This is a genomic window from Sphingomonas sp. BK036 (assembly GCF_004216825.1).
Lineage (GTDB): Bacteria > Pseudomonadota > Alphaproteobacteria > Sphingomonadales > Sphingomonadaceae > Sphingomonas.
Window position 1 is genome coordinate 635,496 of sequence record NZ_SGXR01000004.1, and the last position, 23,388, is coordinate 658,883.

At 66.6% G+C, this 23,388-nt stretch carries 20 protein-coding genes; 9 read left to right on the plus strand and 11 right to left on the minus strand.

The features are described from left to right. The first annotated feature begins 172 nt into the window (after window positions 1–172). Complete coding sequence (locus EV283_RS10080) at window positions 173–577, plus strand: hypothetical protein (protein WP_056418303.1); 405 nt, start codon at window positions 173–175, stop codon at window positions 575–577. 106 nt (window positions 578–683) lie between these two features. Here EV283_RS10080 and trpE read toward each other — a convergent pair whose 3' ends face one another. Together trpE and EV283_RS10090 are read right to left on the minus strand one after the other, a co-directional pair. Continuing rightward, complete coding sequence (gene trpE / locus EV283_RS10085; RefSeq protein WP_130324875.1) at window positions 684–2,174, minus strand: anthranilate synthase component I; 1,491 nt, start codon at window positions 2,172–2,174, stop codon at window positions 684–686. A 7-nt stretch (window positions 2,175–2,181) separates the two neighbouring features. Continuing rightward, entirely contained in the window at window positions 2,182–4,137 is a 1,956-nt protein-coding gene (locus EV283_RS10090; RefSeq protein WP_130324877.1) for a peptidylprolyl isomerase, read from the minus strand. Between the two features lie 159 nt (window positions 4,138–4,296). Between EV283_RS10090 and tpiA the strand changes: the two genes are divergently transcribed. Next, window positions 4,297–5,043 (plus strand): triose-phosphate isomerase, encoded by a 747-nt coding sequence (gene tpiA / locus EV283_RS10095; protein WP_130324880.1) that lies wholly within the window; start codon window positions 4,297–4,299, stop codon window positions 5,041–5,043. A gap of 103 nt (window positions 5,044–5,146) precedes the next feature. Beyond that, window positions 5,147–5,845, plus strand: a complete 699-nt coding sequence (locus tag EV283_RS10100; RefSeq protein WP_130324882.1) for a hypothetical protein — start codon at window positions 5,147–5,149, stop codon at window positions 5,843–5,845. Between the two features lie 119 nt (window positions 5,846–5,964). On the opposite strand, the gene EV283_RS10105 is transcribed toward EV283_RS10100, so the two are convergent. Continuing rightward, complete coding sequence (locus EV283_RS10105) at window positions 5,965–7,347, minus strand: leucyl aminopeptidase family protein (protein WP_130324884.1); 1,383 nt, start codon at window positions 7,345–7,347, stop codon at window positions 5,965–5,967. Continuing rightward, window positions 7,344–8,735: a serine hydrolase domain-containing protein gene (locus EV283_RS10110; RefSeq protein ID WP_130324886.1), complete on the minus strand. Its 1,392-nt coding sequence runs from the start codon at window positions 8,733–8,735 to the stop codon at window positions 7,344–7,346. Before EV283_RS10110 ends, EV283_RS10105 begins: the two co-directional genes overlap by 4 nt. A gap of 164 nt (window positions 8,736–8,899) precedes the next feature. Between EV283_RS10110 and EV283_RS10115 the strand changes: the two genes are divergently transcribed. Then, on the plus strand, window positions 8,900–9,046 hold the full coding sequence (locus EV283_RS10115; RefSeq protein ID WP_107957518.1) for a lmo0937 family membrane protein: 147 nt from the start codon (window positions 8,900–8,902) through the stop codon (window positions 9,044–9,046). 236 nt (window positions 9,047–9,282) lie between these two features. Next, the gene (locus tag EV283_RS10120) at window positions 9,283–9,567 is read left to right on the plus strand and encodes a hypothetical protein (protein ID WP_056418322.1); all 285 of its coding nucleotides are present in this window, start codon (window positions 9,283–9,285) and stop codon (window positions 9,565–9,567) included. Between the two features lie 60 nt (window positions 9,568–9,627). Here the strand turns inward: EV283_RS10120 and rimO are convergent, their stop codons facing one another. Next, window positions 9,628–10,980: a 30S ribosomal protein S12 methylthiotransferase RimO gene (rimO, locus tag EV283_RS10125; RefSeq protein ID WP_130324888.1), complete on the minus strand. Its 1,353-nt coding sequence runs from the start codon at window positions 10,978–10,980 to the stop codon at window positions 9,628–9,630. A 106-nt stretch (window positions 10,981–11,086) separates the two neighbouring features. On the opposite strand from rimO, the gene EV283_RS10130 reads away from it, so the two are divergent. Next, window positions 11,087–12,175, plus strand: coding sequence for an anhydro-N-acetylmuramic acid kinase (locus tag EV283_RS10130; RefSeq protein WP_207223078.1), 1,089 nt, complete (start codon window positions 11,087–11,089; stop codon window positions 12,173–12,175). Window positions 12,176–12,477: 302 nt separating this feature from the next. On the opposite strand, the gene EV283_RS10135 is transcribed toward EV283_RS10130, so the two are convergent. The 6 genes from EV283_RS10135 to EV283_RS10160 form a co-directional block, all read right to left on the minus strand. Then, on the minus strand, window positions 12,478–12,804 hold the full coding sequence (locus EV283_RS10135; protein WP_130324890.1) for a hypothetical protein: 327 nt from the start codon (window positions 12,802–12,804) through the stop codon (window positions 12,478–12,480). A gap of 74 nt (window positions 12,805–12,878) precedes the next feature. Then, window positions 12,879–14,057: a VWA domain-containing protein gene (locus EV283_RS10140; RefSeq protein ID WP_130324892.1), complete on the minus strand. Its 1,179-nt coding sequence runs from the start codon at window positions 14,055–14,057 to the stop codon at window positions 12,879–12,881. Between the two features lie 12 nt (window positions 14,058–14,069). Next, the gene (locus tag EV283_RS10145) at window positions 14,070–15,983 is read right to left on the minus strand and encodes a CocE/NonD family hydrolase (protein ID WP_130324894.1); all 1,914 of its coding nucleotides are present in this window, start codon (window positions 15,981–15,983) and stop codon (window positions 14,070–14,072) included. Window positions 15,984–16,184: 201 nt separating this feature from the next. Continuing rightward, window positions 16,185–16,751, minus strand: coding sequence for a CHAP domain-containing protein (locus tag EV283_RS10150; protein ID WP_130324896.1), 567 nt, complete (start codon window positions 16,749–16,751; stop codon window positions 16,185–16,187). A 134-nt stretch (window positions 16,752–16,885) separates the two neighbouring features. Next, window positions 16,886–17,740 carry a MoxR family ATPase gene (locus tag EV283_RS10155; RefSeq protein WP_056418338.1) on the minus strand — a complete coding sequence of 285 codons (855 nt, stop codon included), beginning with the start codon at window positions 17,738–17,740 and terminating at the stop codon, window positions 16,886–16,888. Window positions 17,741–17,807: 67 nt separating this feature from the next. Further along, the gene (locus tag EV283_RS10160; protein WP_242615889.1) at window positions 17,808–18,488 is read right to left on the minus strand and encodes a hypothetical protein; all 681 of its coding nucleotides are present in this window, start codon (window positions 18,486–18,488) and stop codon (window positions 17,808–17,810) included. Between the two features lie 237 nt (window positions 18,489–18,725). Between EV283_RS10160 and EV283_RS10165 the strand changes: the two genes are divergently transcribed. From EV283_RS10165 to EV283_RS10175, 3 genes are all read left to right on the plus strand, one after another. Next, window positions 18,726–21,050 (plus strand): DPP IV N-terminal domain-containing protein, encoded by a 2,325-nt coding sequence (locus EV283_RS10165; protein ID WP_130324898.1) that lies wholly within the window; start codon window positions 18,726–18,728, stop codon window positions 21,048–21,050. A gap of 6 nt (window positions 21,051–21,056) precedes the next feature. Next, window positions 21,057–21,773, plus strand: coding sequence for an MgtC/SapB family protein (locus EV283_RS10170; protein ID WP_130324900.1), 717 nt, complete (start codon window positions 21,057–21,059; stop codon window positions 21,771–21,773). 205 nt (window positions 21,774–21,978) lie between these two features. After that, window positions 21,979–23,004: an aspartate-semialdehyde dehydrogenase gene (locus tag EV283_RS10175; RefSeq protein ID WP_056418346.1), complete on the plus strand. Its 1,026-nt coding sequence runs from the start codon at window positions 21,979–21,981 to the stop codon at window positions 23,002–23,004. Window positions 23,005–23,388: the final 384 nt, after the last annotated feature.

Below are 23,388 nucleotides of genomic sequence, written 5' to 3' on the forward strand. Positions count from 1 at the left end.
CATAGCCGAAGCGCGGGGCCATGCAAGGCGCGCGGCGGCGGCGTGCCGCAAAGTGCCGCGGGGCGGTCGCGGATGACGATGGTCGTCCCTATATGAGGGGCGCGGGCGACCTTCATTCAGTGCGGAGCAATGCTGTGTGACGGACGTTATCCCTTCAAAGGAGCCTACCCCCATGTTTCGTACCGTCGTCCTCGCCGCACTGATCGCGCTTCCCGCCATGGCGTCCGCGCAGGATGCACAGGTCGCCTCGCCGCCGCAGCGGATCCGCAGCGTCACGCTCACCGGGGACCAGAAGTGCCCGCCGTCGACGAACGGCGAAGTCGTGGTGTGCTCGACGCTCGACCAGCCGTACCGGATCCCCAAGGCGCTGCGCGAGGACAAGCCGATCGCCGCGCAGAACCAGAGCTGGGTCAACCGCGCGGCGTCGATGGACCAGATCGGGCGAGTTGCGGGCGGGTTGCCGGATACGTGTTCGGCGGTTGGCACGGGTGGCCAGTCGGGTTGTTTCCTGGCGCGTAACAACGCGTATGCGGCTGAGCGTCGGGCGCCGAGCAGCGAGACGACGACTACGCCGTGATCCAACGTCTCGTGTCATCCTGACGAAAGTCAGGATCCAGAGCCAGCAAGGGCGGTCCTCGTGACCCTGAATCCTGACTTTCGTCAGGATGACGGGGTGGTTTAGTTTACTGACCGAAGCTTGGCGCTTTTGCTCGGCCGACCGCTTCGCGGGCTGCCGCTAGGATCGCGCCAGCCTTCGCCTCGCATTCGCGCTGTTCGTATTCGGGGATGCTGTCGGCGACGATGCCGGCGCCGGCCTGGACGTGGATCGTGCCGTCCTTGACCACCGCGGTGCGTAGAACGATGCACGAGTCCATCGATCCGTCGGGCGAGAAATAGCCGACGCCACCCGCATAGGCGCCGCGGCGCTCGGGTTCGAGTTCGGCGATGACCTGGCACGCGCGGACCTTCGGTGCGCCGCTGACAGTGCCTGCGGGAAACCCAGCGAACAGGGCGTCTAGCGCGTCCTTGGCGGGCGAGAGCGTGCCGACGACGTTCGACACGATGTGCATCACGTGGCTGTAGAATTCGACGCCGTAGCTGGCCGTCACGCGCACCGACCCCGGCGACGCGGCGCGGCCCACGTCGTTGCGGCCGAGATCGAGCAGCATCAGATGTTCCGCGCGCTCCTTGGGATCGGCGAGCAGGCTGATGCGGTTCGCCTCGTCCTCGGCAGCGGTCTTGCCGCGCGGGCGCGTGCCCGCGATCGGGCGGATCGTGACTTCGTCGTCGCGGACGCGGACGAGGATCTCGGGGCTCGAGCCGATCAGCGCGAAGCCGGGGAGGTCGAGATGATACAGGAACGGCGACGGATTGATGCGGCGTAGCGAGCGGTACAGCTCGAACGGCGGGAGCGCGAACGGCGTGCTGAAGCGCTGGGCGAGCACGACCTGGAAGATGTCGCCAGCGAGGATATAGTCCTTCGCGGTGGCGACCATCTCGCCGTAGCGGCCCTCGGGCAGCGCGGGCGTGTACGCGGGCTCGGCGACGTTGGCGCGGACCGGGGCTGGGACGGGCGTGCTCGCGAGCTTTGCCGCGACCGCGTCGAGCCGATCTTCGGCCTCGGTGACGATCGCATCCGCATTGCGCGCGGGATCGGGCCAGGCGGGCGCGACCAGATAGAGCGCGTCGGTCAGGCGATCGAAGACGAGCACGACGGTCGGTCGCACGAAGATCATGTCAGGCAGGCCGAGCGGATCGACCGGCGGTTGCGGCAGAGTCTCGACGAGGCCGATCGTCTCATAGCCGAAATAGCCGACGAGGCAGGCGAGCGCGCGGGGGAGTTCGGCGGGGACGTCCGCCCGGCATTCGGCGACGAGCGCGCGCAATGCGTCGAGCGTCGGCACGTCGCAGGGTTCGAACGTCTCGCGATCGGTCGCCCAATGGCGGTTGATCTCGGCGCTCTGGCCGTGCGCGCGGAACAGGAGGTCGGGCGCGAGGCCGATCAGGCTGTGGCGGCCGCGCGTCTCGCCGCCCTCGACCGATTCGAGGAGGAAGTCGCCACGCCCCGGCTCGATAAGCTTGAGCGCGGCGGCGACCGGCGTTTCGGTGTCGGCGACCTGACGACGCCAGACGAGCGCGGGGCGCCCGTCGGCCAAGGCTTCACGGGGCGTCATGCGAGGATCAGTTCGCCGTGCCGGCCTGGCCGAGCAACTCGGCGCGGGTGCGGGCGAGCGCGGTCGCGTTGGTCTTCACGCCTACGTCAGCGCGGACCGCCTTGGCGAACTGCTCGACATATTCGCGACCGACCGACCGGCCGATGTTTGCGCGCGCGGCCTTGATCGCGGCATCGTTGCCGGCGGCATTGCCGCTGGCGATGCTGTCGAGCTTGATGATGAACCAGCCGCTGTCGTCGGGCGCGGCGAGCGTCTTGGCGGTGTTCGGCGCCATGCTGAACATCAGCGCGAGTGCGGGCGGCGCGCCACGCGGATCGGCAGCGATCTGCGCGCGCGACGCGGTCAGCGGGCGGGCGGCGGGGATCGGCAGCTTGGTCTGCGCGAGCGACTGCTGGATCGTCATGCCCTTGTTGATGCGCGCGAGCACGTCGGCGGCGACTTTCCGTGCGGCCTGACGCGAGCGCTCGGCGGTCACGTCCTGCAGCACGGCGGCGCGGACCTGTGCCAGCGGACGCGGCGTGGCGCGGACGACACGGCCGAGCGCGACGACCGCGAAGCCGCCATCGGTGCCGAGCTGGACCAACTGCGGGCCATCGCCATCGGCGGCCTGGAAGGCGGCGGCGACGAGCGGCGCGATCGCGGGATCGGGCTTGCTGGTCGCGTCGTCGGGATTGATGCCGCTGGCGATCAGCGCGGGCGTGGTGACGGGCTTGAGCTTCTGGTCCGCGATCACTTCGTCGAACGTCGCGTTCTTCGAGAGCGAGTCGTCGATCTTGTCGTGGATGTCGGACAGCGCGGCGGCTGCCTTCTGGATCCCGAGCGCAGCGGCGATCTCGCCGCGGACCTGGTCGAGCGAGCGACCGGCGACGTTCTCGATCTTGTCGACCTTGGCGACGGTCCAGCCGAGCTGCGTGCGGACCGGGCCGATCACCGTGCCGCTCGCGGCGGCGAACACGGCATCGGCGACCTGCGCGGATGCGGTGCCGGCATAGGCGGCCTTTTCGACGCCAGCCTGGGTCGAGGCTTCAAGGCCTGCGGCGCGTGCGGCATCGGCGAGGCTGGTGCCCGCCTTCACCTTGGCGGCGAGCGCGGTGGCGCCCGCCTGATCGGCGACGACGACCTGCGTGATCGTCCGCTTCTCGGTGGCCGCATAGCGGGCGCGGTCCTGCTGATAGGCCTTGGCGATCTCGGCGTCGGTCGCGGCGGCCTGAGTCTTGACCTGATCGGGCGAGACGACCGCGTAGCGGACGATGCGGCGCTCGGGCACGGTGTAGCGCGCGATGTTGCGCGTGTAGAAGGTGTTGAGATCGGCATCGCTCGGCGCGGCACCGGCGGGGACGACGGCGGCGGGGATGAAGCCGATCGTGCCGGTGCGCTTCTCGAGCAGGAGCGAGGCATAGGGGAGCGCGAGCTGGCTCGAGACCTGCGTGGCGCCGGTGCTCGGGATCGTCAGCTGCTGCGCGAAGGTATCGCGGACGATGTCGCTGCGGATCTGCGCGTCGGTCAGCTTGCGCTGCGCGAGCACCTGCCGATAGAGATTCTCGTCGAACTTGCCGGTCGGGCCCTGCAACGCGGGGATGCTGGCGATCTGGCCGTCGACCGAGCGCTTGCTGACGACCATGCCCTGCGCACGGCCGAACTGTTCGAGCGCCATGCTGGAGATGATCCGGTCGAGCGTGCCCTCGAAGCCGCCCTGGTTGACGAAGGTCGCCATGTCGAGCGTCGGCTGCTGCTGGCGGAAGCCTTCGAGCTGGGTCTGCGCCTGCGTCTTGAGCTCGTTCGCGCTGACCTTGGCCTTGCCGACCGTGGCCACGTCGCCGCCGGTGATCCCTGCGCCACCGGTCATCGAGCTAAGCCCCGTGACGTCACCCGCCGCGAAGGCGAGCGCGATCACGCCGAGTACGAGGAAGGTGATGATCACGCCGACCTTCGAATGGGTAAGGCGGCGGAAGAAAGCGAGCATGGACAGCCGATCGACAGGGATGGGAACGGCGTTGCTTTACGGGCGCGCGGGCAGCTCTTCAAGTCAGGCGCTGCAAAGGGCGTGCGGACGTATAGGGGACGTTGCGGACTTGTGCGGGGCGGGTGCGGCGCTATCGCTGGGCGAAATATCCGGGAGATAGTGATGCGTCGCAAGCTGGTAGCAGGAAACTGGAAGATGAACGGGTCGCGGGCGATGCTCGTCGAACTCGATGCGATCGCCGCGGCGGCGGGCGCTGCGCCCGGGATCGACGTGTCGGTCGCGGTGCCGTTCACGCTGATCGCGGCGGCGTCCGAGCGGGTGCCGACCCTCGCAATCGGCGCCGAGGACGTTCACGAGGCGGAGTCGGGCGCGCATACCGGGTGCGTATCGGCATCCATGGTCAAGGAAGTCGGCGCGTCGTTCACGATCGTCGGGCATTCGGAACGGCGGTCGGACCAGCACGAGACCAGCCACGACGCCTGGGCGAAGGCGGCGGCGGCGCACAAGCAGGGGCTGAACGTCATCCTGTGCTGCGGCGAGACCGAGGCCGAGCGCGATGCGGATCGTGCCGAGCGCGTCGTGCAGGCGCAGATCGAGAAGTCGGTACCGGACAATGCGGACGGCAGCTGGTTTACGCTCGCCTATGAGCCCCGCTGGGCGATCGGCACGGGGCGCACGCCGACGCTGGAGGAGATCGCTGCGATCCACGCGATCGCGCGCGCGAAGTTGCGGATGCTGATCGGCGACAAGGCTGCCGGGGTGCGGATCCTGTACGGCGGCTCGGTCACGGGGGCGAATGCGGCGTCGATCCTCGATACGCCGAACGTCGACGGGGCGCTGGTCGGTGGCGCGAGCCTGACCGCGGCCAAGTTCGTGCCGATCATCGAGGCCGCGGCTTCGCTGTGAACGCTTGCGTCGAGCAGCGTTAAGTGCCGATAAACACTGTGCTCTTATGTTTAATGTGTGATTCGTTGATCGGCGTGACGCTGTAATTCGGGCGGGGATTGATATGGCCAAGTGGTTTCGCGGGTGCGTCGGCGCCTCGATCGCAGTCTGCGCGGTGGCGGCGGCGATCCCCGCCAGGGCGGAGACGCCGCGCGAATTGCTGACGCAGGCGGGGTTCGTCGATCGCGATCGCGGGATGGCGCTGGCGCGGATCGACAAGGCCGCCGCGGTCGCGGGACAGGCGCTCAGTCGCGCGCCTGGCGACCAGGAGGCGGCGATCATGCAGGCGATGGCGAACGGCTATCGCGCCAAGCTGCTGGGCAACCGCGCGCAGGCGATCGCCGCGCGGAAACAATATGAGGCGCTGGTGACGCGCTATCCGCGCAATGCCGAGGCGCAGGCGGCACTGGGTGCGTGGCATGTCGGGGTGATCGCCAAGCTCGGTCGGTTCGTCGGACGGGCGGTGGCGGGGGCGCAGAAGGCGACCGGGTTCGAGGCGCTCGACAGGTCGGTGGCGCTCGGCGGCAATCGCGCGATGTTCGCGGGGCTGGCGGGGTTGCTGCGGCTGGAGCTCGATCCGAACGATGCGCGGGGACGCGTGCTGGTCGAGACGGCGAGCAAGGCGCCGACGCCGACCGCGATCGACGGGTTCGTGCGCAAGGCGGCGGCCGCGGTGCTCGTGCCGCTGCGCGCGGGCGATGCTGATGCGACCAAGGCGCTGGCGGACAAGCTGCTGCCGTTCGGGCAGTTTGCGACGGGGTAAGGGCTGGCGACTTTGCCGGGACGATCCCTACAGTAGCGTGTTCCCCCGCGGAGGCGGGGGCCCAGGATCTCACAGGACACCGCCCGTAATCCTGGACCCCCGCCTCCGCGGGGGAACGGCTAGGCGAACCGCTTCGCGAGCATCGCGAATGTCGCGCGGAGAGCGTAAGCTTCGCCACCCTTCGGTCGACCGGGTTTTGCCGATGGTCTCCACGCGAACACATCGAGATGCGCCCAGGCCGTCCCCTTGGGCACGAACCGGCGCAGGAACAGCGCGGCCGTGACCGCGCCGGCAAAGCCGCCATCGGGGGCGTTGACCATGTCCGCCACGTCCGATCGCAGCATGTCGTCATACGCGTTCCAGAGCGGCAGGCGCCACATCGGGTCGGTCTGGTCGATCCCGGCCGCGAGCAGGTCGGCGGCGAGCGTCTCGTCGTCTGTGAACAGCGGCGGCAGGTCGGGGCCGAGCGCGACGCGCGCCGCGCCGGTGAGCGTCGCGAAATCGAGGATCAGTGTCGGGTTGCTTTCGCCTGCCTTGGTGAGGGCATCGCCGAGGACGAGACGGCCCTCCGCATCGGTGTTGGTGTTCTCGACCGTCAGGCCTTTGCGCGTGGCGAGCACGTCGCCGGGGCGGAAGGCGTTGCCGGCGATCGCGTTCTCGACTGCGGGGATGAGCAGATGCAGGCGGACGGGGAGCTTGGCGGCCATCACGAGGCTCGCCAGCGCGAGCGCATGCGCGGCGCCGCCCATGTCCTTCTTCATCAGCCGCATGCCCGCGGACGGTTTGATGTCGAGCCCGCCGGTGTCGAAGGTGACGCCCTTGCCGACCAGCGCGATGCGCGGGTGCGCGGGGTCGCCCCATTCGAGCTCGATCAGGCGCGGGGCGCGGTCCTTGGCGGCGGCCTGGCCGACAGCGTGGATCATCGGGTAGCCGGTCGCGAGTGCGTCGCCGTGCGTGGTCGTGACCGTCGCGCCGTGACGCTTGGCGAGTGTCTCGGCGGCGGCTTCGAGGTCGGCGGGGCCCATGTCGGAGGCGCCGGTGTTGACGAGGTCGCGGACCATCGCGGTGGCTTCGGCGAGGCGCACGGTCTCGTCGATCGACGCGGCGTCGGCGGTCAGCAGGATGCGTGCGCCGATCGGATCGGGCTTCACGTAGCGCGTGAACTGGTGCTGGGCGAGCATCCAGCCTAGCCCGGCGGCGCCCACAGGGCCTTCCGCGAGGCGGTAGGTTCCGGCTGGCAGCGAGGCGCCGAGCGAGGCGATCCGCCACGGCGACGTCACCGCCTCGTTGCAGACGAGCAGCATCGACCAGTCGTCGGCGCTCTCGCCGGGGAGGACGGCGCGGTCGCCAGGCTTGCCGGTCAGGCGGTGGGCGGCGACCGTCGTGTGGACGCGCTGCGGCTGCGTGCCAAGCCAGCTTTCGTACGCGTCGGGATGGACGAGGTGGATCGTCCGCGCGGGCTGGCCGCGGTCGGGCAGGAGCATCGAAGCGAAATCGGTCATGAAGCGGGTGCCACCAAAAGTTGTTCGTAGCGGCCGTTCGATCCCGGCTCGGCATAGGTGCTGAGCGAGAGCGTTCGGTCGGGGTAGGTTATCCGATAGGTGCGGTTGACGAAGCCGCCGCGCAAGCGCGTCTTGCCGGTTTGGGCGAACGCGGTGGGTTCGCCCAGCGCGCCGAGGCTCGATTTGTAGTCGGCGAGCGCGACGGGCTTGAAGTAATAGTTCGCGTCTTCGGTGAGACCCTTGCGGTCGAGCGTGCCAGTGCGGAGCTGGTCGTAGACGGCGCGGGCGCGGGGCAGCGCGGCGGTGTCCTCGGCGTTTGCGACGGGGGTGGGCAGGACGATCTTCGCGACGCCCTTCGAAATGCGGCCGACCGCGTCGCTGAACCAGCTGTTGGTGAGGACGACGATCGCGGCCTTGTCGTCGGGGTAGACGATGTTCTCGGACAGGAAGCCGACCGCCTCGCCGCTATGCTCGACATAACGACGGCCGTCCGCGCTGCCGGTGAAGACGCCGAGGCCGTAGCCGTTGCTCGATCCGTCGGCGAGCTTCACCGGGGTTTCCTGCGTGGCCCAGTCGTCGGCGGGGAGCGTGGTGCGGGTGAGGCGGGCGACGTCCCATTTGGCGAGATCCTGCGCGCTCATCGAGAGTTCGCCGGCGGCATAGAGCCAGCCGTCCGCGCTGGGCGTCTCGGCGCGGACGGGGCCGAGCGCAAAGCGGCCATAGCCTTGCGGGAACGGCTTGCCGATCGCCTTGTCCTGATCGAGCGCGCGGATGTCGAGCGGCTTGAAGATGCGCTGTTGCAGGAACGACAGGAGTGGTTGGCCGGAGACCTTCTCGACGATCATCCCGGCGACGACGTAACCCGTGTTCGAATATTGCCACTGCGTGCCGGGTGCGAAATCAAGCGGCTTCTTGGCCCAGCGATCGACGATCTGCTGCGGCGTGACGGGCTTGGCCATCGCGGCGAAGCTGTAATCCTGCGGCCAGTAATCCTGCAGACCCGAGGTGTGGCTGAGCAACTGGCGGATCGTGATGCGGTCGCCGCCGGTGACGCCTGAGACGTATTTCGACACGGTGTCGTCGAGCGACAGCTTGCCCTCGTCCTCGAGCAGCAGGACCGCGGCGGCGGTGAACTGCTTGGAGATCGAGGCGATCTGATAGGGGAGTTTCGGATCGGCCGTCGCGATCGCCTCGGAGGGCTTGCCGTACGCCTTGGCGAACACGATCCGCCCGCCGCGCACCACCGCGATCGAGGCGGAGGGCACGCCGGTGTCACCGAGCGCGCCGGCGACGAGCGTGTCGATCTGCGCAGTCTCGGCTGGGGTGAGCGATTGGGCGATGGCGGGAGCCGGCAGCAGCGCGGCGACGGCGAGAAGGCGGGTCAACATCGCCGCAACGAAGCAGAACCGGGTCGTCGGTGCAACGCCGTGATTTTAATACCGCGTCGGTAGAGGGGGTTAGGCTATGACAGAAATGTTGACGGAACATGGATCAATATAGCGACGTTTTATGGCGGGGCCGGGAGCCCGTCACTTCCGAGGGGACTAGAACCATGCTGTATACCATCGCCATCATCCTGCTTATTCTCTGGCTGGCCGGGTTCGCCTTCCATGTCGCGGGCGGGCTAATTCATATCCTGCTGGTGATCGCCGTCATCGTCGTGCTGGTGAAGCTGTTTACTGGGCGCAACGTCGTCTGACCGGCAACAAGGTACTATTGCCAGTCTGCTTACAAGATTAAGTACATGCCCAAATAGAGTCGCCGATGCCATAAAATTGGTCGGTGGGTTGTACTAGAAATTATCGAGATCGGCGGTGTTTGCAAAGACACCGCCAAATCGAACCCATTACATGTTGCAAGCCTCGCGTGAGATGCAAAGATTGCCATTGAGCCGTTACAGCCACTTTGCAGGCTCTTCGGTTCGAAGGAGGTTGTATGCTATACGCCTATCTTGCGATGATCGGCTGGTGTGGAACGAAATGGCCGGGCTGGTGGCGCTGGCCGCATCCAGGCCCTGGTCCGGATCCCGAGCCCTGGTGGGACCTCGCCATCGGGGTGATCGGCAGCATTGGCGGCATCATCGCCGTCGGTCTCTTCCGAACCCTGCTGCCCGAAGGGTTGACCGCCGTCACGACGACCGCGTTCTTCGGCGGTGCATTCGCCGCCACGGCGGTCGGGTCGCTCGCCGCGCTGCGCGGGACAGCGGGTCGGAAGGTCTAGGGCGATCGGGCCTGGTACGTCGATCCAGCATAGCATCCCGATGACCCCACCCCGGCAGACTTATACGGGGACACCGTAGAGATCGTGGTCGTCGGCGTCCTCGATCGTGACCGGTACGATATCGCCGACCGTTAGATGGCCGGCGTCGCGCAGGAAGACTTCGCCGTCGATCTCGGGCGCGTCGGCCTTCGAACGGCCGGTCGCGCCTTCCTCGTCGACCGCGTCGATGATCACGTCGAGCGTGCGGCCGATCTTCGCCTGCAGCTTGGCCGCGGAGATCGCCGCGGTCTTTTCCATGATGCGGGCGTAGCGCTCTTCCTTGAGCTCTTCCGGCACATGGTCGGGCAGCAGGTTCGCCGCGGCACCTTCGACGGGTTCGAACCGGAACGCGCCGACGCGGTCGAGCTGCGCCTCGTCGAGCCAGTCGAGCAGATACTGGAAATCCTCCTCGGTCTCGCCGGGGAAGCCGACGACGAAGGTCGAGCGGATCGTGATGTCGGGCGCGATCGTCCGCCAGTTGTGGATGCGCTGGAGCACCTTGGCATCATTGCCGGGGCGCTTCATCCGGCGCAGCACCGACGGCGCGGCATGCTGGAACGGGATGTCGAGATAGGGCAGCACGAGACCCTCCGCCATCAGCGGGATGACGTGATCGACATGCGGATAGGGGTAGACGTAGTGCAGGCGCACCCAGGGGGCGATCTTGCCAAGTTCGCGCGACAGATCGGTCATGTGCGCGCGGACCTCGCGCGATTCGCCGCGCGACATCGGGCCGCCCGTCTTCACCGGCCAGCTGGCGTGGCGCAGGTCGACGCCATAGGCCGAGGTGTCCTGGCTGATGACCAGCAGTTCTTTCGTGCCCGCTTCGACGAGCTTCTCGGCCTCGCGCAGGATCGCGTCGGGGCGGCGGCTGACGAGGTCGCCGCGCAAGCTCGGGATGATGCAGAACGAGCAGCGGTGGTTGCAGCCTTCCGAGATCTTCAAATAGCTGTAGTGGCGCGGCGTCAGCTTCAGCCCGGCGTCGGGGATGAGGTTCAGGAACGCCGATGGCGGCATCGGCGCGGCGTCGTGGACCGCGCCGACGACCTGCTCATATTCGTGCGCGCCCGTGATCGCGAGCACCTGCGGGAAGCGCGCGCGGATCGCGTCGGCTTCCTTGCCCATGCAGCCGGTGACGATGACGCGGCCATTCTCGGCGATAGCTTCGCCGATCGCCTCGAGGCTTTCTTCCTTTGCCGAATCGAGGAAGCCGCAGGTGTTGACGAGCACGATGTCCGCGCCGGCATAATCGGGCGACATCTGATAGCCGTCGCCGCGCAGCTGCGTGAGGATCCGTTCGCTATCGACCAGGTTCTTCGGACAGCCGAGCGAGACCATGCCGATTTTCGGCGGGGAGGGGAGTGTTGTTGCCATGAAGCCCGCGCACATAGGCGCAAAGTTCGGTTTTTTCTAGGCGGTGCGAGGGGCATCATCCATGGGGAGGCCGATTGCGAGACGCGGTGCCCGGGAAGGATTTTAAATGCTGGCCATTGGACTGATGTCGGGAACGTCGCTCGACGGGATCGATGCCGCGCTGATCGAAACCGACGGCGAGGCGTTCGTGCGAGCGATCGCGTTCCGCGGCGAACCCTATTCGGATGCCGCGCGGGCGCAGCTCGCCGAGGCGACGCGGATGGCGCTGACGTTCGAACGGCCACGCGCGAGCCCGCCGGTCGTCGCGGCGGGCGAGCTCATCACGCGCGCGCACGTGTTCGCGGTGCACAAGCTGCTCGCCGATGCGGGCGTGGCGGCGGCGGATATCGACGTGATCGGCTTTCACGGGCAGACGATCGCGCATCGGCCCGACCGGCGCTGGACGTGGCAGATCGGCGACGGCGCCGCGGTCGCGCGCGCGACGGGGATCACGACGGTGTCGGATTTTCGGTCTGCGGATGTCGCGGCGGGCGGGCAGGGCGCGCCGTTGCTGCCGGTCTATCATGCGGCGCTGGCGGCGGGGCTCGAGGGGCCGGTCGCGGTGCTCAACCTTGGCGGGGTGGGGAACATCACCTTCATTCCCGGCGGCGCGGAGGCGCTGGTCGCGTTCGATACCGGGCCGGCGAACGGGTTGATCGACAGCTGGGTCGAGGCGGAGACAGGCGCGCGTTACGATGCGGGGGGTGCGCTGGCGGCGTCGGGGCGGGTCGACGAGAGCGTGCTGACCGCGATGCTCGACCATCCGTTTTTCGATGCACCGCCGCCGAAGTCGCTCGACCGCAACGACTTTACGATCCAGCCGGCGCGGGGGTTGTCGGCCGCGGACGGCGCGGCGACGCTGACCGCGTTCACGGCTGCGACGGTGGCGGAGGCGGTGCGGCATCTGCCGGCGCGGCCGGTGCGGCTGCTGGTGGCGGGGGGCGGTCGGCACAATCCGACGATGCTGGCGATGATTGCGGCGCGGACCGGGCTGGTGGTCGAGCCGACGGATGCGCTCGGGTGGAACGGCGATGCGCTGGAGGCGGAGGGGTTCGCCTATATGGCGGTCCGGACGCTCAAGGGGCTGCCGATTAGTTTTCCGGGGACGACTGGCGTGCCGGTGGCGATGGCTGGCGGGGTTGTGGACCGGGTTTGAGTCGGGGGGGGCGTGCCCTGCGAAGACAGTGTGTTCTCCCGCGAAGGCGGGAGCCCAGACTGGGCTCCCGCCTTCGCGGGAGAGCAAGAAGGCGGGGGTGCCCGTTTTGGCTACCGCCTGCCCTTAACGAAGTGATCCTTAGTCCACCCCGGCGGAGGCCGGGGCCCAATTGGGGGACGCTGCTAGGTGAGCGCGCGCCTTGTTAGTACGACCTTTCCAATTGGGCCCCGGCCTTCGCCGGGGTGGTGCAGGGGGGCAGGGGCATCGCCCTTGTCGCCCCCGCAATGTTCGCAAGCGGCGGATCAGTGCGGCTTCTTCGCCTTGGCCGGCTTCTTCGGCTCGGGCTTCTTCGGATCGGGCTTCTTCTCGGCCGAGTCCTTGGCGCGCAGTGCAGGCGCTGCGATCGCCGCTGCGATCCCTGCGATGACCGTCGCGCCGACCGCGATCGCGGTCTTCGGGTGCGACTTTACCGCGTCCGTCGCGGTCGCCAGCCCGGCCTTTGCCGCGTCGGTCGCGTCCTCGACCCAGTCGCTCGCGGCGGCCTTGGGGGGCTTTGGCGGCTTCGGCTTGTGATCGTCGTCGTGATGGACCTTGGCATGCGGCATGGCGGAGTTGGGGATCGACGACATCAGGCGTTCCTTGGGTTGGAAATGATGCACGTTAAACCGACCGCCACCATGACGGTTCCGTTACGGTCGCCAGCCTAGCGTTTGCGAGTCAGTTCGCGCATCGCGTCGTCGAGCCCGGCAAGACTCAGCGGGTACATCCGGTCGGTCATCAGCTCGCGGATGATGCGGACCGACTGCGAATAGCCCCATTGCGCTTCGGGCACCGGGTTGAGCCACGCCGCCGCCGGATAGGTATTGGTCAGCCGCTGCATCCAGACCGCGCCCGGCTCCTCGTTGAAATGCTCGACCGAGCCGCCGGGATGCGTGATCTCGTAGGGGCTCATCGACGCGTCGCCGACGAAGATCAGTTTGTAATCATGCCCGAACTTGTGGAGCACGTCCCACAGCGGCGTGCGTTCGGCGAAGCGGCGCGTGTTGTCCTTCCACACGCCCTCGTACGGACAGTTGTGGAAATAGAAGAATTCGAGGTTCTTGAACTCGGTCGTCGCGGCCGAGAAGAGTTCCTCGCACAGCTTGACGAACGGGTCCATCGAGCCGCCGACGTCGAGGAACAGCAGCAGCTTGACCGCATTGCGGCGCTCGGCGCGCATGACGATGTCGAGATAGCCCTGGCGCGCGGTGCCGGCGATCGTGCCGTCGATGTCGAGTTCGTCGGCGGCGCCGTCGCGCGCGAAGCGGCGCAGGCGGCGCAGCGCCACCTTGATGTTGCGCGTGCCGAGTTCGCGCGTGTTGTCGAGGTTGCGGAATTCGCGCTGGTCCCAGACTTTCAGCGCGCGCTTGTGCGTGCTTTCGCCGCCGATGCGGACGCCTTCGGGGTTGTAGCCGCCATTGCCGTACGGGCTCGTGCCGCCGGTCCCGACCCATTTGTTGCCGCCCTGATGGCGTTCCTTCTGCTCCTCGAGGCGCTTCTTGAGCGTCTCCATGATCTCGTCCCACGAGCCGAGCGACTTGATCGCGGCCATTTCCTCAGGCGTCAGGAATTTCTCGGCGACCGCCTTCAGCCAGTCCTCGGGCACGTCGCCGGGGGCAGTACCGTAGGTGGTGGCGAGGCCGCGGAAGACCTTGGCGAAGACCTGGTCGAACTTGTCGAGCAACCCCTCATCCTTCACGTACACCGCTCGGGAGAGGTAATAGAAATCCTCGGGCGTCCGCTCGATCACCTCGGCGTCGAGCGCCTCGAGCAGGATCAGATGCTCCTTGAGACTGGCGGGGATGCCGGCGCTGCGCAGTTCGTCGAGGAAGTTCAGGAACATGGGGTCATTTCCTCACTTCGCCGCGGCGATCGGCAGTTCGATCGCGCTGGCCTGTGCAGCCGAGTGGAAGACGCTGATCGTGGCCTTGCGATAGTCGGCGGGCTTGGCGTCGAAGATGTTGGGGACATAGGTCTGCGGGTTGCGATCGTAGAGTGGGAACCAGCTCGACTGGACCTGCACCATGATGCGGTGACCAGGCAGGAAGACGTGGCTCGCATTGGGCAGGACGATGCGGAAGTGCGTCGGCTGGCCGGCGACGATCGGGGTCGGCGTCTCGAAGCTATCGCGGTAGCGGCCTCGCAGGATGTCCATCGAGACCGCGAGTTGGTAGCCGCCCATCTCGGGCTTGTCGGAATATTCCGCCGGGTAGACGTCGATCAGCTTCACGACGAAATCGCCATCGGTGCCGGTGGTGCTGGCGATCAGGTCCGCAACGGGTGCGCCGGCGATCGCGACCGCGCTGGTCAGCGGCGGAGTCTGGTAGGTCAGGACGTCGGTGCGGTCGGAGAAGGGACGCTGGTCGTCGACGAGCCATTGCCGCCAGGTCGAGCCGCTCGCATAGGTCGGGCGGATCGGACGGAGGCGGTAGGGGATCGGCTTGGCGGGGTCGGAGACATAGTCGTCATGGCCGTCCTGCGCGGGTGCGGTCGGGGCGAGGCCGCTGGCGGGCTGGAAGTAGAGTTTCTGCGTGGCGGTCGAACTCGGCCAGCCGGTGAGCGTCTGCCACTGGTTGGTGCCGGTCTGGAACGCGGTGACGGGGGCGAGCGGCGCGGGTGTTGCGCCGGTCTTCAGCGCGCCGTCGAGGAAGGGGAGGAGGACGTTCTTGCGGAACCAGAGCGCTGTATCGGCATCGAAGCGGATCGCGCCGAGCGTAGAGCCGTCACCGTTCGCGCCGCCATGCGCCCAGGGACCGAGTGCTAAGTGGTTGACGTGGTTGGGATCGACCTTCGACACCGCCTCATACGCCGCGACCGCGCCGTAAATGTCCTCCTGGTCCCATTGGCTGGCGACCCAGAGCGTCTGCACCGTCTGCGGCTGCTTGGGGAGGATCGTCTCGAGCGCCTGGCCCTGCCAGAACGCGTCGTAGGTCGGGTGATCGTGCATTCGGTTGACAAACGGGAGTTGGCCAAGGCCGCGGCTCTTGACGAAATCGCTGGCGGACCCGGCGCGCAGGAACGTGTCGTAATCGTCGTACGCGTCGCGCCACAGGTCGCCGGCCTCGCCCTTCGCCGCGTCCTGGCTGTAGTAATAATCGTAGCCGATCTGGCGGAACGCGCCGCCGTGGAAGTCGTCGTCGCCCTTCCACGTGTTGATGACCGGGTTGATCGGGACGGAGGCTTTGAGCGCGGGATGCGGGTTCACCAGCGCCATCGCCGCCATCATGCCGTCATAGCTGCCGCCGATGATGCCGACGCGGCCGTTGCTGTTCTTGAGGTTCTTCACCAGCCAGTCGATCGTGTCGTAGGCGTCGGTCGAGTGATCGACCTTGGTCTTGTTGAGCGGGCCGATCAGCGGGCGTTCGTTGATATAGGCGCCGTTCGAGCCGTTCTTGCCGCGGACGTCCTCGAACACGCGGATATAGCCCGCGTCGAAGAACATCGCGTCGGACGCCCGCAGGTTCATCGCGCCGCTCGAACTCGATGAGCGGCTGGCGACGCTGTCGGCGTTGTAGGGTGTGCGCTGGAGCAGGATCGGCGCGTCGGTGAGGCCCTTGCGCTGGACGATGACCGCGTGGAGCGTGACGCCGTCGCGCATTGGGATGTCGACCTCGCGGCGGTCGAAATCGAAGCTTGCGTTGGCGGGGACGAACTTGGCGGGGATATCACCGCCGGGGGGCGGGGCCTTTTCCTTTTGCGCCCCGACGATCGAGGGCGCGGACGTCGCGAGCAGGGCCAGCGTGATCGTCGTGAAAGCCTTGAACCGCATCGTCATCCTCACCGTCTTTTCGGGGACGGTGGTGGCACGGTTTGGCGGGTGGCGGCAACACCGCTCGCGCCGTCATCCTGACGAAAGTCGGGAGCCAGGGTTACGGGCGGCGCGGTTCTTGGCTCTGGGTCCTGACTTTCGTCAGGATGACGGTAGGGGGGGCAGAATGACGGTAGGAGGGCAGGATGACGGTAGGAGCGCTTACCGCGCGATCGGTTCTCCGCTGCCGGGGACGTAGGCGTCGATCAGCGCGCCGACATAATCGGGGTTGCGGCTCGTCAGTTCGGCGGCGGCGTGCGCATGGCCGTAGATGAAGCCGTAGACCGGGTAGATCCCGCCGCCGAGGCCGTCGACGTCCTTGTACCAGACCTTCACGTCGCTCCAGTCGTTGCGCGGCGAGACGTCGAACAGCGTCACGTCCTGCTCGGCATGGCCACGCTCGCCGTTCTGGCGCGACCAGTTGGCGTGGGTGAGCATCACGACCCGCTTCTCGACGACGCGGCTGACGACCGCGACATGCCCCATCGGCAGCCGCGCGGTCTTGGCGAAGACGATGACCGCGCCTTCCTTCGGTTTGTGCGTCCGCTCGTATTTGCCGTCGGCCTGGCTCCACCAGGTCCAGGCGTTGCCGTAGATCTGGATCCCCGACGCGGCGCGCGCGAACGGCACGCACTCGCCGACATAGTTGAGCAGCGAACCGGCAGTGGCACTCGTCGCGGTGAGCGCGGCGAGAGTGAGGCAGAGTAGCGTTCGGGGGATTCGCTTCATACCCCAGACTTACCCAGATCAAGGTGACTGGCCGGTTTCGGGCTATAGTTAACGCACACGTCGACCGTATTTTTCGGGCAGGTCGGCGTTTGCGGTGCCCCGGACGGACCGTTCTCGCGATCGGTCCGGCGTCCTTACCCCTGGTTCTTCTGTCGCTTCGCCATGAAGGCGAGGCGTTCGAAGAGCATCACGTCTTGCTCGTTTTTGAGCAGCGCGCCGTGGAGCGGGGGGATCGCCTTGGTGGGGTCGCGGTTCTGGAGGATGTCGAGCGGCATGTCCTCGTGGAGGAGCAGTTTCAGCCAGTCGAGCAGCTCGCTTGTGCTCGGCTTCTTCTTGAGGCCGGGTACGTCGCGGACGTCGTAGAAGAGGTCCATCGCCTTGCTCACCAGGATTTTCTGGATGCCGGGGAAATGGACGTCGACGATCGCCTGCATCGTGCTGCGATCGGGGAACTTGATATAGTGGAAGAAACAGCGGCGGAGGAACGCGTCGGGCAGTTCCTTCTCGTTGTTGCTGGTGATGATGACGATCGGGCGCTCCACCGCGCGAACGGTTTCCTTGGTCTCGTAGACGTGGAACTCCATCCGATCGAGTTCCTGCAACAGGTCGTTCGGGAACTCGATATCGGCCTTGTCGATCTCGTCGATCAGCAGGACGGGCGGGGCGGGCTGCGTGAACGCCTCCCAGAGCTTGCCCTTGCGGATATAGTTGCCGATGTCGTGGACGCGTTCGTCGCCGAGCTGGCCGTCGCGCAGGCGGGCAACCGCGTCATATTCGTACAGGCCCTGCTGCGCCTTGGTGGTCGACTTGATGTTCCACTCGATCAGCGGCGCGCCGAGCGCTTTCGCGATCTCATAGGCCAGCACGGTCTTGCCGGTGCCGGGTTCGCCCTTGATGAGCAGCGGACGGCGCAGCGTGACCGCGGCGTTGACCGCGACCTTCAGATCGTCGGTCGCGACGTAGCTCTGGGTTCCCTCGAAGCGCTTCATGCGATATCCCGTCCGGTTCTGAATACCGGGTATGGATAGAGGGGAAGCGTCGTCCAGCGCAAGCGCGTTACAGATCGCCGCGTGCGCTCGCCCTGGCTTCGAGCAGCGCCCACAGGCCGCGATGTTGCGCGAAGAGCTGTTGCGCGCCGAACAGGATCGCGCGCTGCGGGCCGGGTGCGCTGCCGAGATCGGTGATGGCGGCGGCGGTATCGGCCGTGCTGGGGAGCGTCGGCGCAGGCACGGCAAGCCCGAAATAGTCGGCGGCGACATCGAGCATCGCGCGGATCGCGGCCCAATCGCGCAACAACGCGGCGACCGCGCCCGTCGCGCAGCCACGTCGCTCGGACCGGGCGAGCATTTCGAGCGCGTGACGCTCGCCGACGAGCGCCGACTCGGTTTCCGCCTGGCCGGGCGTCGACGGCAGCGGGCCGACCGCGGCGGTGAGCTGCGCGAGATAGGTCCGCTCGTCGACGAACCCGGCGGCGGCGGCGGCGAGCCATTCCTGCGCCTCGGGCTGGACCGCGCGTGCCATCACGTCGGCGATCAGGCCGGGATGGTCGCCATGCACCGCACATAGCGCGTGGACCGCGTCGGACAGGTTGCGCTGCCCCTGCTCGCCGCCCACCAGCCGGCGATAATGCGGGTGCGCGGCGCTGCCATCGGCCTCGCCCAGCCGGACGAGCGCCTGCCATGCGCTGGGTACGCCCGCGGCGTCGCTGCCCTGTGGTATCGCGGTCGAGACCATCATAGTTCGCTCGTGCTGCACCGCGGACCGATCGTCCACGGCATGGTGCCTGCCGGTGGTCTACACGATGCGCGTAAAGACACGGTTTACGCGGTGACGAATATTGCCGCGGTCCCCCGCGCCGAAATCGACGCTGCGATGTGCCCTTTACGTCCCGGCATGCCGTCGCGATAACGCGCCACCGAATATCTTCGGGCCGTCGGGGGGTATCCGGCGGGATGATCCCACGGAGTCTACAGGATGCGAACATGGTTGCTCGGACTTGCGCTTGCCTCGGTCGGAACCGCCGCGATGGCTGCTGATCAGGTGACGCCGGCCCAAAAGCCGGCGGCGGCGACGCCTGTGGCCGAGCCTGCGCCGGTGCGGCCGGTCGAGGCGGCGGCTCCCGGCGACCTGACGATGGCGCGCGTGTTCGGCAATCCGGACCTGTCGGGATCGCAGCCGCGCGCGGTGCGGCTGTCGCCCGACGGCACGCTGCTGACGTCGCTGCGCAACCGCGACGACGAGAAGGAGCGGTTCGATCTGTGGGCGGTCGATACCGCCACCGGTCAGGCGCGGATGCTGGTCGATTCGAAGACCGTCGGCAGCGGCGCGGAACTCACCGAGGCCGAGAAGATGCAGCGCGAGCGCGCGCGGATCGGCGGGCAGAAGGGGATCGTCGCCTATGACTGGGCGCCCGACGGCAAGTCGATCCTCGTGCCGCTCGACGGCGACCTGTATCTCGCCGGGCTCGACGGGAAGGTCACAAGGCTGACCAACACGCCCGGCGGCGAGCTGAACCCGGTGGTCAGCCCCAAGGGCGGCTTCGTATCGTTCGTCCGCGACCAGAACGTGTTCGTCCAGCCGCTGGCCGGTGGCGCCGCGCAGGCCGTCACCAAGGGCGGCGGCGGCACGGTGCATTTCGGCGAGGCGGAGTTCGTCGCGCAGGAGGAGATGGATCGCCGCACCGGCTATTGGTGGTCGCCCGACGAGCGTTATGTCGCGGTCGAGCGGTTCGACGAGGCGCCGGTGCATACCGCCACGCGTGCGTCGATCGGCGCGACGGGGACCAAGGTGTACGAGCAGCGCTATCCCGCCGCGGGCACGCCCAACGTGCTGGTCGAGCTGTATATCATGAAGCCGGACGGTTCGGGGCAGGTGAAGGTCGATCTCGGCACCAACCCCGACATCTATCTGGCGCGCGTCGACTGGACGCCCGATGGCCGGATGCTGCTGGTCCAGCGCCAGAGCCGCGACCAGAAGCTGCTCGAGATGCTCCGCGTCGATCCGGCGACGGGCAAGTCGACCGTGCTGTTCACCGAGAAATCGGGGGTGAAGAGCTGGCTCAACCTGTCCGACGCCTATCATGTGCTCAAGGACGGCAGCCTGATCTGGCGGTCCGAGCGGAGCGGCTATGGGCATCTCTACCGGTTCGCGTCGGGCAAGTGGACGCAGATGACCAAGGGCGACTGGGTCGTCACCGATCTGGTCGGGGTCGACGAGGCGAAAGGACGGCTGTTCTTCCTTGGCAACAAGGACGACGTGCTCGAACAGCAGCTCTATTCGGTCGATGTCGCGAAGCCGAACGTGATCACCAAGCTGACCGAGGCGGGCTGGTGGAACAGCGCGACGATGGATGCGGCCGCGAGCCGGTTCATCATCTCGCGCTCGAACCCGAAACAGCCGACGCAGGTCTATCTGGCGGACGCGACGGGCAAGCGGCTGTCGTGGATCAACGAGAATGCGGTGGTCGAGGGGCATCCCTATTACCCGTATCTACAGAGCCATCAGGAGACCAAGTTCGGGACGCTGAAGGCCAAGAACGGGATGACGCTCTATTACGAGATGATCACCCCGCCGCTCGAGCCCGGTAAGAAATACCCGGTGTTCTTCGAACATTATGGCGGCCCCGGCACGGGTCAGCAGGTGACGCGCGGCTGGCAGGGCGGATTGCCGCAATATCTGGTCGATCGCGGCTGGATCTATTTCAAGATCGACAATCGCGGTTCGTATAATCGCGGCAAGGCGTTCGAGGACCAGATCTATCACGCGATGGGCACGGTCGAGGTCGAGGACCAGTTGTCGGGCGCGAATTACCTGAAGTCGCTGCCGTTCGTCGAACCTAGCAAGATCGCGACTTATGGCTGGTCCTATGGCGGCTATATGTCGCTCAAGATGCTGGAGAAGACGCCGGGCGTCTATGCGGCGGCGGTGTCGGGCGCGCCGGTGACCGACTGGCAGCTGTACGACACGCATTATACCGAGCGGTATCTGGGCGATCCGGCTAAGGATCCGGCGAGCTATTCGACGTCCGCGGCGGTCGAGGACGCGAACAGGATCGTCGATCCGCTGCTGCTGATCCACGGCATGGCGGACGACAATGTGTTCCTCGACAATTCGACCAAGGTGGCCGCACGGATGCAGGCGACCGCGACTCCGTTCGAGATGATGTTCTACCCCGGCTATACGCACCGCGTGGCGGGGCCGGGAATCAGCGAGCATGTCTGGGGGACGATCCTGAACTTCCTCGACCGGACGGTGAAGGACAAGCCGGTTCCCGAGGCAGCGCCAGCACCGGTGAAGTAAGCGCCGGTGCGGTTCGTCGAGACGTTTCATTTGTGGCCGTTCCTCGACACGGTGGTGAGCTATGCCGCCGCGTTCGTGTTCGGGACGCTGATCGGGGCGGAGCGGCAATATCGCCAGCGGACCGCGGGGCTCAGGACCAACACGCTGGTCGCGCTCGGATCGGCGGCGTTCGTCGATCTCGGGCAGCGGCTGGGCGGGGATGTCGAGTCGATCCGGATCATCGCCTATGTCGTGTCGGGAATCGGCTTTCTCGGCGCGGGCGTGATCATGAAGGAGGGGATGAACGTCCGCGGCCTGAATACCGCGGCGACCTTGTGGTGCTCGGCGGCGGTGGGGTCTTGCGCGGGGAGCGACATGATCGCGGAGGCGGGGTTGCTGACCTTCGTCGTGCTGCTGGCGAACACTGCGCTGCGGCCGCTGGTCGACGGGATCAACCGGATCCCGACCGAGGGGCGGACGATCGAGGCGACCTACAGCGTGATGGTGACCGCGGCGGCGGCGGATGCCGGGCCGATCGGCGACCTGGTGGTGGAGCATCTCGAGGCGGTGCAGTTGCAGGTGGCGGAACTCGACGTGACCGAGCGGGGGGAGGACCGGGTGGAGATCGCGGTGACTCTGGTGGCGACGAACGTGCCGTCGGAGGAGCTGGACGCGATTACGGATCACCTCGCCAAGGTCCACCGGATCGAGCATGCGACGTGGCAGGCGCGGACGCATGATTGATAGTCCGTCATCCTGACGAAAGTCAGGATCCAGAGCCACGAGCGAAATCTCTTGTGGCTCTGGATCCTGGGTCGAGCCCAGGATGACGGGATTGTAGGATGCGAACGCCCTCCAAACCCCGTCTATCCGCGCAACAAGTCGAAAGCCGTTGGACCTGCCCGCGCAACGTCGGTACTGCGCGGCCAAGTCCAATCGGAGTTATGACATGGGTTATCGGGTGGTGGTCGCAGGGGCGACCGGCAATGTCGGGCGCGAGATGCTCAATATCCTGGCGGAGCGCGAGTTTCCGGCGGACGAGATTGCCTGCGTCGCATCGTCGCGCAGCCAGGGGTTGATGGTCGACTACGGCGACACCGGCCGCCAAATCAAATGCCAGAATATCGAGCATTTCGACTGGAATGGCTGGGACATGGCGCTGTTCGCGATCGGCTCCGAGGGCACGGCCGTCTATGCGCCGATCGCGGCCGCTGCGGGCTGCGTCGTGATCGACAATTCGTCGCTGTACCGCATGGACCCCGACGTGCCGCTGATCGTCCCCGAGGTGAACCCCGAGGCGATCGACGGCTACCGGGCACGCAACATCATCGCCAACCCGAACTGCTCGACCGCGCAGATGGTCGTTGCGTTGAAGCCGCTGCACGACGCGGCGAAGATCCTGCGCGTCGTCGTCTCGACCTACCAGTCGGTGTCGGGCGCGGGCAAGGCGGGGATGGATGAGCTGTTCGAGCAGAGCCGCAACATCTTCGTCGGCGATCCGGCCGAGCCCAAGAAGTTCACCAAGCAGATCGCGTTCAACGTGATCCCGCACATCGACAGCTTCCTCGACGACGGCTCGACCAAGGAAGAGTGGAAGATGGTGGTCGAGACCAAGAAGATCCTCGACAAGAAGATCAAGGTCACCGCGACCTGCGTCCGCGTGCCAGTGTTCGTCGGCCATTCGGAAGCGATCAACATCGAGTTCGAGAACGAGATTTCGGCCGAGGAGGCGCAGACCATCCTGCGCGAGGCGCCCGGCATCATGCTGGTCGATAAGCGCGAGGACGGTGGCTACATCACGCCGATCGAATGCGTTGGCGACTTCGCGACCTATATCAGCCGCGTGCGCGAGGATCCGACCGTCGAGAACGGGCTGAACCTGTGGTGCGTCAGCGACAATCTCCGCAAGGGTGCGGCGCTGAACGCGGTCCAGATCGCCGAATTGCTCGGGCGCAGGCATCTGCAAAAGGCGTAACCGCCGGGGGGGCGGGCCCCCGTTTCCTTCGAAAGCGACCTCGACACCGCGTCCTCACCCAGGGTGAAGGCGCGGTGTTTTTGCGAGTCGTCGACGGCCGTACCGATTCGATGAAACGACGAGGATCCAACCACTTACGCCAGCATAAAAACCGGATGCGGCGATATCTGCCACTTCGACCTGATCAGCGAACGGCGTTGCAAGACGAGATGCCGGCATTGCTGATGAATTGAACCCTATAAAACCTAAAACGGTTTCGGTTTAAATTCATTTTGAATAGTATTGAGTGTCAAATAACATAGTGAGAACTATAGAGTTCCTCAATTTTGCTTATTTATTATAGTAACTTACTGTTAGTATTGTTGGATCGAACATTGCCCTGTT

Bases quoted from the DNA above. Each gene is read 5' to 3' on its own strand.
- EV283_RS10150 (WP_130324896.1), bottom strand. From the start codon at position 16,751: ATGAAGCGAATCCCCCGAACGCTACTCTGCCTCACTCTCGCCGCGCTC.
- EV283_RS10100 (WP_130324882.1), top strand. From the start codon at position 5,147: ATGGCCAAGTGGTTTCGCGGGTGCGTCGGCGCCTCGATCGCAGTCTGC.
- EV283_RS10160 (WP_242615889.1), bottom strand. From the start codon at position 18,488: ATGATGGTCTCGACCGCGATACCACAGGGCAGCGACGCCGCGGGCGTA.
- EV283_RS10135 (WP_130324890.1), bottom strand. From the start codon at position 12,804: ATGTCGTCGATCCCCAACTCCGCCATGCCGCATGCCAAGGTCCATCAC.
- EV283_RS10130 (WP_207223078.1), top strand. From the start codon at position 11,087: ATGCTGGCCATTGGACTGATGTCGGGAACGTCGCTCGACGGGATCGAT.
- trpE (WP_130324875.1), bottom strand. From the start codon at position 2,174: ATGACGCCCCGTGAAGCCTTGGCCGACGGGCGCCCCGCGCTCGTCTGG.
- EV283_RS10175 (WP_056418346.1), top strand. From the start codon at position 21,979: ATGGGTTATCGGGTGGTGGTCGCAGGGGCGACCGGCAATGTCGGGCGC.
- EV283_RS10110 (WP_130324886.1), bottom strand. From the start codon at position 8,735: ATGTTGACCCGCCTTCTCGCCGTCGCCGCGCTGCTGCCGGCTCCCGCC.
- EV283_RS10080 (WP_056418303.1), top strand. From the start codon at position 173: ATGTTTCGTACCGTCGTCCTCGCCGCACTGATCGCGCTTCCCGCCATG.
- EV283_RS10115 (WP_107957518.1), top strand. From the start codon at position 8,900: ATGCTGTATACCATCGCCATCATCCTGCTTATTCTCTGGCTGGCCGGG.
- EV283_RS10155 (WP_056418338.1), bottom strand. From the start codon at position 17,740: ATGAAGCGCTTCGAGGGAACCCAGAGCTACGTCGCGACCGACGATCTG.
- EV283_RS10165 (WP_130324898.1), top strand. From the start codon at position 18,726: ATGCGAACATGGTTGCTCGGACTTGCGCTTGCCTCGGTCGGAACCGCC.
- EV283_RS10145 (WP_130324894.1), bottom strand. From the start codon at position 15,983: ATGCGGTTCAAGGCTTTCACGACGATCACGCTGGCCCTGCTCGCGACG.
- EV283_RS10120 (WP_056418322.1), top strand. From the start codon at position 9,283: ATGCTATACGCCTATCTTGCGATGATCGGCTGGTGTGGAACGAAATGG.
- EV283_RS10105 (WP_130324884.1), bottom strand. From the start codon at position 7,347: ATGACCGATTTCGCTTCGATGCTCCTGCCCGACCGCGGCCAGCCCGCG.
- rimO (WP_130324888.1), bottom strand. From the start codon at position 10,980: ATGGCAACAACACTCCCCTCCCCGCCGAAAATCGGCATGGTCTCGCTC.
- EV283_RS10090 (WP_130324877.1), bottom strand. From the start codon at position 4,137: ATGCTCGCTTTCTTCCGCCGCCTTACCCATTCGAAGGTCGGCGTGATC.
- EV283_RS10140 (WP_130324892.1), bottom strand. From the start codon at position 14,057: ATGTTCCTGAACTTCCTCGACGAACTGCGCAGCGCCGGCATCCCCGCC.